Raw genomic sequence first — 13,242 nt, forward strand, 5'->3', positions numbered from 1 at the left:
CCGGTCGCGCTCAGGCGGTGAGCAGCTTCCGCACCGGAACCGCGCCGCGCTCCCGCTTCCGCCACTCGCGCGGGTAGCCGAGCGAGACTTCCTCGAACCGCACGCCGTCCGCGGAGGTCGTGCGCGGGATGTGCAGGTGCCCGTACACGGCCAGCTCGGCTCGGTAGCGCAGGTGCCAGTCCTCGGTCTGCGTGGTGCCGCACCAGAGCGCGAAATCAGGGTAGTACAACGGGTTTGTCGGATGCCGGTGCAGCGGCCAGTGCGACATCAGGATCGTGCGGCGGCCGGCCGGGAGCGCGTCCAGCCGGTCGCGGCTGATCTTCAAACGCTGCTCGCACCAGGCCGCGCGCGATGCGTACGGGTCCGGATGCAAGTAGTACTCGTCGGTGCACACGACGCCGATCTCGCGAGCGTGCGCGAGCGCCTCTTCGCGGGTCTTGCCCTCGGTCGCCGGGGTGCGCCAGCTGTAGTCGTAGAACACGAACAGCGGTGCGACGGTCAGCGGCTCCGGGCCGAAGTCCCATACCGGGAACTCGTCCTCGGGCGTGAGAACGTCGATCTCGCGGCACTGCTCCACGAGGAATTCGTACCGCGCCTGGCCGCGCAGCTGGCACGCGTCGTTCGGCGTGGTCCACAGCTCGTGGTTGCCCGGGACCCACACGACTTTCGCGAACCGCTCGCGCAGTCTCGCGAGCGTTTCGCGGATGACCTTGGCGGACTCGGCGACGTCGCCGGCGACGAGCAGCCAGTCGCCGGGATCGTCGGGCACGACCTGGTCGACGATCGGGCCGTTGCCCTCGTGGGTCACGTGGAGGTCGCTGGTGGCGAAGAGAGACGGCACTTGTCCACCGTAACGACTTTCCGCGCCCGGGAGCGCCGGAACCGCCCATTCCCCCACCCCAGAACGACCAGCCCGGCGCTCACGTGGAGGCCTGCCTGCACGTTCAGCAGCACTGTCGGCCCGGTCACCGCGACGAGCGCGCCGGCCAGCAGCGAACCGGCCGCCGTCCCCGCGGCCATCAGCGCGTACACCGTGCTCAGCACCCGTCCCGCCCGGTCCGGGCCGGTCTCCGCCTGCACGTGCGACAGCAGCCCGGCCCCGGCCACCACGGCGGGCGCGCCGACCGCCATGAACAGCCCGGCGTACACCCCGAGCGCCGTGGTCGCGCCCGGCAGATTCCAGATCGCCACCGACATCAGCCCCGCGGCGACCAGCCCCCAGCCCTGCAGCAGCACCGGCGCGACCCGGCGCGCCAGCGTCGCCACCGCGAACCCGGCGGCCAGGCCGCCGATCGCCTGCACGCCGCGCAACAGCCCGGCGTCGGCCTCGCTGCCGCGCAGGATGTCGAGCACGAACACCACGAACAGCACCAGGAACATGCCCTGCGCGAGCGAGGTCAGCAGCGCCGACACGCTCGTCGCCCGGAGCCGCTTGCCCGCCAGATCCCGGACGCCCGCGAGCCAGTCCGCCTGTTCGGGCGCGGTCTCGCGCACCGCCACCCGGCGGAAGGGGAACGCGAGCAGCATCCCCGCGACCGCGAGCGCGACGAGGTAGCCGACGATCACGCGGTCCAGCCCGCCCCAGCCCAGCAACGCTCCCCCGGCCCAGCCGCCCGCGAGCCGCGCGACGCTGCCGTTCACGCTCATCAGCCCGTTCGCCGGCGTGACGTCCTCGACGCCCACCAGCTCCGGCACCAGCGCACTGCGCGCCGGTTCGAACACCGACGCCAGCCCCGCTTGCGCCGCCATCACCGCGTAGACCGCCGCGACCGGCAGCTCGGAACCGACCAGCAACGGCAGCACCACGACCGCCTGCCCGGCGCACACCGCCGCCAGCACGACCCGGCGGTCCCACCGGTCGGCGACGATCCCCGCGACCGGGCTCAGCAGCACCGCGGGCAGCAGTCCGAGCACGATGCTCAACGCCGTCGTGACCGCGGAGCCGGTGCGGACGAACAGGTACACCGGCAGCGCGACCTGCAGCATCCACTCGGCGGTCTCGCCGAAGAACGCGGAGACCCAGAGCCGGGCGAATCCCGGTGCGGCCAGCAGCCGTCTCATGCCGGTTTCCCGTCGTGCCCGATCCGGCGGAAGGCACGCATCCCGAGGAAGACCGCGCGGGCGTCCGCGGGCGCGTCCTCGCGGATCGTGCTCACGTACGGCCGGATCAGGTCGTCGATCGCCTTGGTCAGCGCGGCGACTTCCCCGGGCGTCGCGTTCAGCCCGTAGGAGAAGAACCCGCCCGTCTCGCGCCAGTCCTCGTCGAGCTGCTCGACCGTGTCGAGGTACCGCTGGGTCAGCTCCTGTTCTTCGGCCAGTTCGGTGCCGGTGACCGCCAGCCGCGCGGCCGCGAGCGCCGGGTCGCCGCCCGGGCCGCCGAGCACCAGCCCGACCTGGCAGGCCCGCCACGGCCGCTCCCGGCCGTCGCCGCCCTCGGCTCGCTCGACCAGCCCGTGTTCGGCCAGTTTGCGCAGATGCCAGCTGCAGTTCGACGCCGTCGAGCCGACCGCGTCCGCGCATTCGCTGGCGGTCGACGGGCCGACTGCCATCAGGTGGTGCACCAGCGCCGATCGCAGCGGGTGCGCGAGGGCCCGCAGCAGCTCGACGTCGTCGACCCGCTTGCGCGGGGGCAGTTCAGTCATCGGCCGTCCAAACTCTGAAGGGTTTCTTTCGAAACGATTCTTTCAGAGTTGCAGGCCGCGGTCCCGGCGTCAAGCCGCCCCGGTTACACCGAGGCGAGGAAAGCGCGCACGCGCTCCATGAGCGCTCCGGCCGCCTTGGGGTCGTAGGCGGGCAGCGAGGAGTCCGCGAAGAGGTGCTGGTCGCCCGGATAGACGAACAGCTCCGCCCGCGGCGCCGAGCTGACGAGTTCGCGGGCCGCCGGCAGGTCCTCCTCGAAGAACTCGTCGTTCTCTTTGCCGTGGATCTGGACCGGCACGCCGGCCGGCCAGGCCGGCCCGAACGCCGTGACCGGCAGGCAGGAGTCCATGAGCAGCGCACCGCGCGCGCCGGGGACGGTCTGCGCGAGCCGCTGCGCGATGGTGACGCCGAACGAAAACCCGGCGTACACGAGTTCGGGCCCCAGCGCCGCGGCTTCGGCGATCCCCCGCTCTCGCAAGCGCTCGACCCCGGCTTCGCGGGCGAACGCGAACCCGTCCTCGATGCCGGCGAAGGTCCGGCCCTCGAACAGATCGGGCGTGTGCACCGTGTGCCCGGCCCGGCGCAGCTCGTCGGCCACGCTCCGCACTCCGTCGGTCAACCCCTGGATGTGGTGGTACAGCACGACTTCAGCCATGTCGGCGATCCCCTCAGTCACTGAAGCGGTTATCGGAAACGTCCGGCAACACTAGCCACAGCAGGCATCCTGACCAGCGCTGGCCGATCTCCGCGGAAAACCAGTTGCCGGGCAGGGCGCGCTCCGGGTTATGCTCCCGGCCATCATGGACAGCTGAACCGAGCCCTCCCCGCATCGAGGCCGCTCCCGGTCGAGCCCTGCTCCCGGGAAGCCGCGCGTTGCCCGTCGGGGATTTTGCTTCCACCGCGAAGGCCCGGTGCTCACTCATGTCTACTGTCCTGCACGCCTCCGACCTCGTTTTCGGCTACGGCGCCCGCACCGTCCTCAACGGCGTTTCGCTCGTCGCGTCGCCCGGGAGGCGGATCGGTCTCGTCGGCGAGAACGGCGTCGGGAAATCCACCTTGCTCCGGCTGCTCGCCGGGCTTGAAGTCCCTCGCGGCGGCGACGTCGTGCGGCACGGCGATCTCGGCTTCCTCTTCCAGGAGCTGCCGTTCGCCGGCACCGCACGGGTCTCCGACGTTCTCGACGAGGCGCTCGCCGAGATCCGCACCGCCGCGGCGACGCTCGGCAAGCTCGCCGCCGCGCTCGCCGAGCGTCCCGACGACCCGGAGGTGCTCAGCGAGTACGGCCACGTCCTGGAATGGGCGCAGGCCCACGACCTGTGGGACGCGGACCGGCGCGCGGATCTCGTCCTCGCCGGTCTCGGGCTCGGCGACATCAGGCACGACCGGCGGCTGCACACCCTCTCAGGCGGCCAGCGGTCGCGGCTCGGGCTGGCCGCGCTGCTGGTGCGGCGGCCGCGCATCCTGCTGCTCGACGAACCGACCAACCACCTCGACGACGACGCCATGGAATTCCTCGAACGCCATCTCGCGGAATTGACCGGCGTCGTCGTGCTGTCCTCGCACGATCGCGTCTTCCTCGACGCGGTCTGCACGGACATCGTGGACCTGGACCCGGTCCCGGCGGACCGCCGCGTCGGCGGCGCGACGCGCTACGGCGGCAGTTACACCGACTACCTCGGCCAGAAGAAGGCCGAACGGGCCCGCTGGGAACAGCGGTTCACCGAAGAACAGGAGGAACTCAAGCAGCTGCGGGAATCCGTGCACGGAACCGCGCGCCGCGTCGCACACAACCGTGCGCCGCGGGACAACGCGAAGATGCTCTACGACTTCAAGACCGGTCGCGTGCAGAAGCAGATTTCCCGCCGCGTCCGCAACGCCCAGCTCAAGCTCGACACGCTGGAGCGCGAGCAGGTCCGCAAACCCCCTGCGCCACTGCGGTTTCGGGCCGCGCTCACCGCGAGCACCAGCGGCGAAGGCCCGGCGGTGTCGGTGCGCGGCGTCGCCGTTCCGGGCCGGGTGCAGCTGGACGAGCTGGACGTGGACCGCAGCGCGCGGCTTCTCGTGACCGGCGGCAACGGGGCGGGCAAGTCCACGCTGCTGTCGGTGCTGGCCGGTCAGCTCACGCCGCCGGCCGGAACCGTCCACTTCGGACCCGGCGTGCGAGTGGGGTTGCTGGAACAGGACGTCACGTTCGCCCGGCCCAAGCGGACCGCGCACGAGGTGTACCGCGCCGCGGCCGGGGAAGGCGCACCGTCGCTGTCCACGCTCGGGCTGCTGCCGCCGAGGGAACACGACCGTCCGGTCGGCGAGCTTTCAGTAGGCCAGCGTCGCCGGTTGGCGCTGGCGGTGCTGCTCGCGGAGCCGCCGGACGTGCTGTTGCTGGACGAGCCGACCAACCACCTGTCGCTCAGCCTCGCCGAGGAATTGTCCGAAGCGCTCGACAGCGCTCCGGGCGCGGTTGTCCTTGCTTCGCATGACCGATGGTTGCGTCGTCGCTGGGAAGGCGACCACCTGGTGCTGGCCGATGGCCGGCGCCAGGATGTATAGGTCGTTATACAATCAAGTCGGCGGGCAGCGGCCGGAAGCGCGTTCCGGCCGCTGCCCGGTCCCCGCAAACTCAGAGAACGATGCCCAGCAACGCGTCCACGGCCTCCTTGACCAGGCCCGGAGCGGCCTGATCGGTGCCGTCGCGGCGCAGCGCCGAGGTGACCCACGCGTCGATCGCCGTGAGGGCCTTCGGCGTGTTCAGGTCGTCGGAGAGGTGGTCGCGCAGCCGCGCCACGGTGTCCCCCGCGTCGGGTCCGGCAGGCAGCGCGACGGCTTCGCGCCAGCGGGCCAGCCGGTCCTGCGCGTCGGCCAGCAGCTGGCCGGTCCACGCCCGGTCCTCGCGGTAGTGCCCGGCGAACAGCGCGAGCCGGATCGCCGCCGGGTCGACGCCGTCGGCGCGCAGCCGCGACACGAAGACCAGGTTGCCGCGCGACTTCGACATCTTCTCGCCGTCGAGCCCGATCATCCCGGCGTGCACGTAGTGGCGGGCGAACGGGTGGTCGGCGGCGACCGCCTCGGCGTGCGCGGCGCTGTACTCGTGGTGCGGGAAGATCAGGTCGGACCCGCCGCCCTGCACGTCGAACCCGAGCCCGAGGCGGTTCACCGCGATCGCGCTGCATTCGATGTGCCAGCCCGGCCGTCCGGCGCCCAGTTCCGACTCCCACGACGGCTCGCCCTCGCGCGCGACGCGCCACAGCAGCGCGTCCAGCGGGTGCCGCTTGCCGGGACGGTCCGGGTCGCCACCGCGCTCGGCGAAGAACTTCGCCATGGTCTCGGCGTCGTAGTTCGACTCGTAGCCGAACCGGCCGGTCGCGTCGTGGTCGAAGTAGACGTCCGGGAACTCGGCGTCGTCCGCACGGTAGGCGCTGCCGTCGGCGAGCAGCTTCGCGATGACCTCGACGATCTCCGGGATCGCCTCGACCGCGCCGACGAACTCGCGCGGCGGCAGCACCCGCAGCGCCTCCATGTCCTCGCGGAACAGCGCCGTTTCGCGCATGCCGAGCACGATCCAGTCGTCCGAATCGCGTTCCGCGCGCTCCAGCAGCGGCTCGTCGATGTCGGTGACGTTCTGGACGTAGTGCACCTCGTGCCCGTTGTCCTGCCACACCCGGTTGACCAGGTCGAACGCGAGGTAGGTGGCGGCGTGGCCGAGGTGGGTGGCGTCGTAGGGGGTGATGCCGCAGACGTACATCCGGGCAGCGGCGCCGGGCGCCGTCGGGCGGACCTGCCCGGTCGCGGTGTCGTGGAGCCGGAGGGGGCGGGGCGTGCCGGGCAGCCGGGGCACGGCGACGGATGACCAAGTCTGCATGCCTCCGACTGTAAGCGTGACGTCTGTCCGTTATCCCACCCGGTGGGAGAGACAACTGTGGTGTCCCTCCCACCGGAGCGATCAGGCCCGCTGTCGCACGGCGTTCGCCCGGACAGCGTCACGCACGTACGCCCCGATGCCGGGCCGCTGCTCGTCCTCCCGGACGAGGAACGCCAGCTGCGCGGGCTCGTCCGCGTACAGGTCCGCGATCCGCTGCTGCATCTCGTACCCGCACTCCCCCATCGCCGCCGACAGCATCGCCCGGTGCTCCTCGGCGAGCTGGCCGGCCGCCGGGCTGTCCGCGGGCACGCCTTCGCCGGCCAGCGCGACCAGGCGGCGCACCCAGTCCTTCCGCTGCCGCTCCGCCTCGGCCCATTCCTGCCTGGTCTCCGGCAGCCGCGCCCGCTGCCACTCCGGTGTTGCTCCCCAGCGGCGCACGGCCTCCTCCGCGTAGCCTTCCGGCTCCCGGAACCCGCCGAACACTTCGAACTTCTCCTCGGGCGTCAACGCGTTGCCCATGGCTCTCGCCTCCAGCAATCGATCGACGGCCGCGACCATGCGCTCGATCCGGTCCGCCTGCGCCACCAGCAGCTCCCGCTGCCGTTTCAGGTGGGCGCCGGCGTCGGTCCCCGGCTCCGCGAGCACCGACGCGATCGTCTCCAGGGGAAAGCCCAGCTCCCGGTAGAGCAGGATCCGCTGCAGCCGGTCGAGATCGGCGCCGTCGTAACGCCGGTAGCCGGACGCGGTCCGCCCGCTCGGCGACAGCAGCCCGATCTCGTCGTAGTGGTGCAGCGTGCGCACGGTGACGCCGGCCAGCGCCGCCGCCTCGCCCACCCGGTAGCCCATCGCTCTCCCCCGTTTCTTCGGCCGAATGGCCCTTGCGAGAACCCACGATCGCGCCTCACGTCGCGTGAGGGTCAAGTCTGGTGGACACCGCCGCCGGGCGCGAGTACGAACGAAGCATGGCTCTGCGCACGCCCGTCCGCGCCCATTCCGCGCTTCCGCCCGGCCCGCGCCTCCCGCTCGCGGTCCAAACCGTCCTTTTCGGCGCTTTCCGCAACTCCCTGCTGCCGCTGCTGCGACGGCGCTACGGAGACGTCGTGCGGCTGAAGCTGTACCCGGAGCGTTCGGTGGTGCTGGTCGGCGACCTCGGCCTGGTCCGCGAGATCTTCGCCGGTCCGGTCGAGACGTTCCATGCCGGCGAGGGGAACATGGTGCTCAAACCCATGCTGGGCGAGCATTCCGTGCTGCTCACCGACGAGGAGCAGCACCGCAGGGCGCGGAAACTGCTGATGCCCGCCTTCAACGGCGCGGCGATGCGCGGATACCGCGACATGGTCACCGAGCTGACGGTCGCGGAGCTGGAGCGGTGGCCGCGGGGCCGGGCGTTCCGGGTGCACGACCGGATGCGGGCGCTGACGCTGGAAGTGATCCTGCGGGTCGTCTTCGGCGTGGCCGACGGACCCCGGCTGGCGGAGTTGCGCGTGGCGCTGGAGCAGGTCATCGACATCAGCGCGCTCGACCTGTTCGGCTGGCACAGTCCGGCGTTGCAGAAGTTCGGGCCGTGGCGGCGGAACCGGGAACGGCAGCAACGGGTCGACCAGCTGCTGTACGCGGAAATCGCGGAGCGGCGCGCGGCACCGGATCTGGCGGAGCGGACCGACGTGCTGTCCCGGCTGCTGACCGTGCCCGGGGACGATCAGCTCAGCGACCTCGAACTGCGCGACCAGCTGATCACGTTGCTGCTGGCCGGGCATGAGACCACGGCGACCGCGCTGGCTTGGGCGCTGCACGAGCTGGCCCGGGATCCGGTCACCGCCGCGGCGGCCGCCCGCGCCGCTGACGAGGGCGACGAGAAGTACCTCGAAGCCGTCGCGAAGGAGGCGATGCGGCTGCGGCCGATCATCTCCGAGGTTTCGCGGAAGCTCACGAAGGATGTCCAGGTCGGGCCCTACACGGTTCCGGCCGGATACATGGTGCTGCCCTCGATTTCGATGATTCACGCGGACGCGGAGCACCATCCCTCGCCGGAGGTGTTCGATCCGGCGCGGTTCCTCGGCAGCGGCCCGCCCACGGGCAGCTGGTTCCCCTTCGGCGGCGGCGCGCGGCGCTGTCTCGGGGCGGGGTTTTCGTTGCTGGAGGCGACAATTGTGCTGCGGGAGCTGTTCGCGCGGTACCGGGTCAGCGCGCCCAGCCCTCGCCCGGAGCGGGTCAAGACCCGGCACATCACGCTCGTGCCCGGCGACGGCGCGCGGATCATGGTGCACCGCCGGTAAGCCCGTGCCGGGCTCCTTGAGGGAATCGGATTCCCCAAGGAGCCCGGGACGGACCTTCGCGGAGCAGGTCAGCGGCGGCGGGTGCGGAGGTAGTCGCCTACTACCGCCGCGCCGAGGCCGTCCAGGTCCGGGGCCACGACCCGGCCGCCGGAGCGGCGGGCGATGCTGTCCACGAAGGCTTCCAGACGCGGGTCGTCGCCCAGCCGGAAAACGGTCACCGACGCGCCCAGTTTGGCGATCCTGTCCACTTCGGACAGTGTCTTGTGGATAGTCGCCGGTTCGGGCGGGTAGGAGAATTCCGCTTCGCCGTCGGGTTCCAGGTGCGCGGTGGGTTCGCCGTCGGTGACCATGAGGACCACCGGCTGGGCGTCCGGATGCCGCCGCAGATGGCGTCCGGCCAGCAGCAGCGCGTGGTGGGCGTTGGTGCCTTGCTCCCAGGTGCCTTCCAAGCCGACCAGCTCCGGCAGCTCCACCGGCATCGCGTAGCGGCCGAAGGTGATCAGCTGCAGGGCGTCGTTGCGGAATCTGGTGCTGATCAGCTGGTGCAGGGCCAGCGCGGTGCGCTTCATCGGCAGCCAGCGGCCCTCCTGGACCATCGACCACGACGTGTCCACCAGCAGCGCGACCGCGGCTCGGGAGCGGTGTTCGGTCTCGATGACCTCGACGTCCTCGACGTCGAGGCGCACACTCCCCGCGCCGGCCGCGGTGGAGCGCAGCACGGCGTTGCGCACTGTTCGCGGAACGTCCCAGGGCTGCAGGTCACCGAACCGCCACGGACGGCTCGAACCGGTCGGTTCGCCCGCCGCGCCCGCGGATTCGGTCTCGCGCTCCCCGGTTTTGCCGCGCAGCGAATTGACCACATCGGACAGTGCGGTCTCGCCCAGGCGGCGCAATGCCTTGGGAGACAACCGCAAGGTGCCGTCCGCCGCACGCTCGAACAGGCCCTGCTGACGCAGTTCACGCTCCAGCTCGGACAGGCGGCGGGCATCGACGCCCGCGTCCGGACCGAGCTGGCGTTCCAGTGCTTCCAGATCGATGTCTTCCAGGCGCGCGCCCGGATACGACTGGCCCAGTTGCTCGGCGAGAGCGTCCAGTTCCGCCAGGTCGGCCATTGCCTGCGCGCCTTCGCCGAGCCCCAGCGGGTCTTGGCCGCGGAAGCGCGAGGACGAGGTCCAGTCCTCCCCCGGCCGCAACGCGCGCAGCTGGGAGTCCAAAGCGGACAGCTGCTGCGCCAGCCTCGGATCGCCGAAGGCTTGCCGCGCCAGCTCGGCCAGTTCGGCCCGCTGTTGTTCGGACATCGAGTTCAGCATGCGCTGCGCGGCGGCGGAACGGGCGGCCAGCACGTCGATCAGCTCGTCGACGTTCCGCGGGTTCTCCGGGAAGAACTCGCCGTGCCGCCGCATGAACTCGCTGAAGCGTTCGCCGATGTCGCTCGCGCCCTGTGCGTGCGCGGACAGCAGCGCGTTGAGGTCGCCGAGCATCTGGTTGATCCGCTCGACGTCCCGCGGGCCGGCGTTCCGCATCGCCTGTTTCATGCCCTGGAACCGCGCGTCCAGCATCTCGCGGCCGAGGAGGTCGCGGATCTGCTCGTACTTCTGCCGGGCCTCGTCCGAACGCCAGTCGTACTCGTTCAGCTCGCGCACGGCGGCGGCGGTGCCGGGCGGCAGGGCGTCCAGCCGGGCTTCGCGGAAGCGGGCCTCGTCGTCGGGGTCCGGGAACAGTTCCCGGCGCTCGGCCTGGAGTGCGTCCCGCAGCAGCTGCTGGACTTCCTGGAGCGTGCCGTCCAGCCGGTGCCGCCGCTGGATCTGCGAACGGCGCTGCCACAGCTGACGGGTCAGCTCGTCGAGGCCTGCGGTGCCTTCGGTGCCGCGGCGCAGCAGTTCTTCCAGCGCCGAGCGCGGGGACGAACCGCCCATCACCTCGCGGCCGATCTCGTCCAGCGCGTCCCGCAGGTCCGCGGGCGGGGCCAGCGGATCCGGCCCGTCGTGCCACGGGCCGTAGGAATATCCCTCCGGTAAGAGCGGCATTACTGGCCGTACACCGTCGTGCCGTCGTCGGAGTCCTTCGCCAGCCTGCGGGCGAGGAACAGCGACTCCAGGGCCAGTTCGACCGCCGCCGCGATCCGGCCCGCCGGTTCGTCAGCGGACACTCCGGCCCGCTGGGCGACCTCGTGCAGCACCGGCAGTTCCGGCAGCGCGGCAAGGACTTCCGCGCCGGGGACGCGCTCGCCGGTGGCGACGAGATGGCCGTCCGCGACCGCGTCGGACAGCGGGCGCAGATCCAGTCCGGCGAACCGTTCGCGAGCGGTTTCCGCGATCGCGCGGCGCATCAGGTGCACGAGGTGCTCGACCTCGCGGCCTTCCTCGCCGGGCTCGAACTCGACCTTGCCGCGCAGCACGGCGGGCACGGCTTCGAGGTCGACCGGCCGCGCGACCGCCGGGTCCTCCCCGGTCACCGCCGCCCGGCGCAACGCGGCCGCCGCGACGGTTTCGGCCGCTGCCACCGCGAACCGGGCGGACACGCCGGAACGCTGGTCGATCACCGGCGATTCGCGCAGGTTGCGCACGAACCGGGCCAGCACCTCCAGCAGCGGCTCGCCGACCTCCGCGACGAGGTTCGCCTCCTGGCGCACCACGGCGACCTCGGACCCGACGTCCAGCGGGTAGTGCGTGCGGATTTCCGCGCCGAAGCGGTCCTTCAGCGGCGTGATGATCCGGCCGCGGTTGGTGTAGTCCTCGGGGTTGGCGGTGGCGACGAGGAGGACGTCCAGCGGGAGCCGCAGCGTGTAGCCGCGGACCTGGATGTCGCGTTCCTCCATGACGTTCAGCAGCGCGACCTGGATCCGCTCGGCGAGGTCGGGCAGTTCGTTGATCGCGACGATGCCGCGGTGCGCGCGCGGCACGAGTCCGAAGTGGATGGTCTCCGGGTCGCCGAGGCTGCGGCCCTCGGCCACCTTCACCGGGTCGACGTCGCCGATCAGGTCGCCCACGCTCGTGTCCGGCGTGGCCAGTTTTTCGGTGTAGCGCTCGCTGCGGTGCCGCCAGGCCACCGGGAGGTCGTCGCCGAGTTCGGCGGCGCGGCGGATCGAGGCGGGCGTGATCGGGTCGAGCGGGTGTTCGCCCAGTTCCGAGCCCTCGATGACCGGGGTCCACTCGTCGAGCAGGCCGGCCAGGGTGCGCAGCAGGCGGGTCTTGCCCTGGCCGCGTTCGCCGAGCAGGACGACGTCGTGGCCGGCCAGCAGCGCGCGTTCGAGCTGGGGAAGCACGGTGCGGGAGAAGCCGACGATGCCGGGCCAGGCGTCGCGGCCCTCGCGCAGCGCGGCGAGCAGGTTGTCGTGGATCTCGCGCGCGATCGGGCGCGGGGCGTATCCGGCGGCGCGGAGCTCGCCGGCAGTACGGGGAAGAGCGTCGGGAACAGCGTTCACCCCTTCGACGCTACTGACCGTTCCGGCATCCGTCGATGTGGAGCGGCTCCAGCCGGGCGGGGATCGGCGCAGCCGGGAGGAACCGGTAAAATCCGCGGTCGTGTGCCGACCCAGTGCGACTCTCGCCGTCTGGTCCTCCGCGTGGCTGAACGGGGCCGCGGCGTCCGACGACGTCCTCGACGCCTTGCAGGACTGGGCCGAGGCCCACGACGTGGTCGCGGCCGATCCCGCCGCGGCCGACGCGTTCGATCTCCCGCTCGCGTTCCATCGGGCGGCTACTCCCGTGCAGTTGCTGCTCGCACTGCGGGCGCAGGGGGCGGCGAGCGCCCAGCTGGTGCTGCCGGTGCCGGGCGATGTGCGGGGTCTTGGCGGTGCCGGCCCGTTCGCCGACGCGGCGTTGCGGTGCGGCGAGGCGGTGGTGCTCGGCGGGCTGGCGTTCGGGCTGGTGCCGGAGCCGATCGCCGAGGGGCTGATGCGGTGGACGGTGTATTCGCTCCCCGCGCCGGTCGCGGTGGAGTATCAGCCGTTGCCGGATGCCGAGCACGGGTTGACTGACGCCGTCCGGGCCAGTGCCGGGGCGCTGCAGACGTTGGATGTGGCCAGCGATCGGCCAGGGGTCCGGGCGGAGTTGTCGGCGCATTTGCGGGCCCGGCCTCAGGTGGAGTGGCCTGCCGGGACGCCGGGGCGGGCGCTGCGGGTGTTGCAGCGGGCGGAGGAGATTTCGGCGATTGTGGCTGTGGCTCGGGCGGATGACCCGGGTGGGGCGTTGTCGGCTTCGGCGGTGAATCAGCGGGCTGAAGCGTTGCGGCCGCTGACTGAGGCGGTGCGGGGGGCTCGGACTGCTTCGGTCAATGAGGCGGTGCGGGTGTTTGCCGAGCAGGGCGATCGGCAGGTTTGATGCCTGTTCCCGGCGGGAGGGCGGTTGCCTCGATCGCTGGGTGCGGCGGCGGTGGGCGGGGTGGTCCCCTCACGCACGGCGGCGGGATCGCGAGGGGAACCCTGAGCTTAAGTTTTAACCTTTGGTGTCCGTTTTCTTGGTCTTGCCG

The 13,242-nt window shown here is 71.7% G+C and carries 11 protein-coding genes; 3 read left to right on the forward strand and 8 right to left on the reverse strand.

All coding sequences use genetic code 11. From position 1 onward, the window contains the following. Positions 1-10 precede the first annotated feature (10 nt). From A4R44_RS25325 to A4R44_RS25340, 4 genes are all read right to left on the reverse strand, one after another. Positions 11-841 (reverse strand): metallophosphoesterase, encoded by an 831-nt coding sequence (locus A4R44_RS25325; RefSeq protein WP_067585635.1) that lies wholly within the window; start codon positions 839-841, stop codon positions 11-13. Continuing rightward, positions 805-2,061, reverse strand: a complete 1,257-nt coding sequence (locus A4R44_RS25330) for an MFS transporter (RefSeq protein WP_067585638.1) — start codon at positions 2,059-2,061, stop codon at positions 805-807. The genes A4R44_RS25325 and A4R44_RS25330 overlap by 37 nt, the downstream gene beginning before the upstream one ends. Continuing rightward, a complete protein-coding gene (locus tag A4R44_RS25335) occupies positions 2,058-2,642 on the reverse strand; it encodes a helix-turn-helix transcriptional regulator (protein ID WP_067585641.1) in 585 nt (194 codons plus the stop codon). Before A4R44_RS25335 ends, A4R44_RS25330 begins: the two co-directional genes overlap by 4 nt. 83 nt (positions 2,643-2,725) lie before the next feature. After that, the gene (locus A4R44_RS25340) at positions 2,726-3,316 is read right to left on the reverse strand and encodes a dienelactone hydrolase family protein (protein WP_232791769.1); all 591 of its coding nucleotides are present in this window, start codon (positions 3,314-3,316) and stop codon (positions 2,726-2,728) included. A gap of 245 nt (positions 3,317-3,561) precedes the next feature. Between A4R44_RS25340 and A4R44_RS25345 the strand changes: the two genes are divergently transcribed. Continuing rightward, positions 3,562-5,187, forward strand: coding sequence for an ABC-F family ATP-binding cassette domain-containing protein (locus A4R44_RS25345; RefSeq protein ID WP_067585647.1), 1,626 nt, complete (start codon positions 3,562-3,564; stop codon positions 5,185-5,187). 70 nt (positions 5,188-5,257) lie between these two features. On the opposite strand, the gene mshC is transcribed toward A4R44_RS25345, so the two are convergent. Both mshC and A4R44_RS25355 read right to left on the reverse strand, forming a co-directional pair. After that, positions 5,258-6,496: a cysteine--1-D-myo-inosityl 2-amino-2-deoxy-alpha-D-glucopyranoside ligase gene (gene mshC / locus A4R44_RS25350; RefSeq protein WP_067585650.1), complete on the reverse strand. Its 1,239-nt coding sequence runs from the start codon at positions 6,494-6,496 to the stop codon at positions 5,258-5,260. 81 nt (positions 6,497-6,577) lie between these two features. Next, positions 6,578-7,342 carry a MerR family transcriptional regulator gene (locus A4R44_RS25355; protein ID WP_067585653.1) on the reverse strand — a complete coding sequence of 255 codons (765 nt, stop codon included), beginning with the start codon at positions 7,340-7,342 and terminating at the stop codon, positions 6,578-6,580. A gap of 116 nt (positions 7,343-7,458) precedes the next feature. Here A4R44_RS25355 and A4R44_RS25360 point away from each other — a divergent pair, with 116 nt between their 5' ends. Further along, positions 7,459-8,772 (forward strand): cytochrome P450, encoded by a 1,314-nt coding sequence (locus tag A4R44_RS25360; RefSeq protein WP_067585712.1) that lies wholly within the window; start codon positions 7,459-7,461, stop codon positions 8,770-8,772. Positions 8,773-8,840: 68 nt separating this feature from the next. Here A4R44_RS25360 and A4R44_RS25365 read toward each other — a convergent pair whose 3' ends face one another. Both A4R44_RS25365 and A4R44_RS25370 read right to left on the reverse strand, forming a co-directional pair. Then, entirely contained in the window at positions 8,841-10,799 is a 1,959-nt protein-coding gene (locus A4R44_RS25365) for a VWA domain-containing protein (protein WP_067585656.1), read from the reverse strand. Then, complete coding sequence (locus tag A4R44_RS25370) at positions 10,799-12,196, reverse strand: ATP-binding protein (protein WP_067585659.1); 1,398 nt, start codon at positions 12,194-12,196, stop codon at positions 10,799-10,801. The genes A4R44_RS25365 and A4R44_RS25370 overlap by 1 nt, the downstream gene beginning before the upstream one ends. A gap of 100 nt (positions 12,197-12,296) precedes the next feature. Between A4R44_RS25370 and A4R44_RS25375 the strand changes: the two genes are divergently transcribed. Then, positions 12,297-13,094: a hypothetical protein gene (locus tag A4R44_RS25375; RefSeq protein WP_067585662.1), complete on the forward strand. Its 798-nt coding sequence runs from the start codon at positions 12,297-12,299 to the stop codon at positions 13,092-13,094. Positions 13,095-13,242: the final 148 nt, after the last annotated feature.

The organism is Amycolatopsis sp. M39, assembly GCF_001651785.1.
GTDB classification, from domain to species: Bacteria; Actinomycetota; Actinomycetes; order Mycobacteriales; family Pseudonocardiaceae; genus Amycolatopsis; species Amycolatopsis rubida.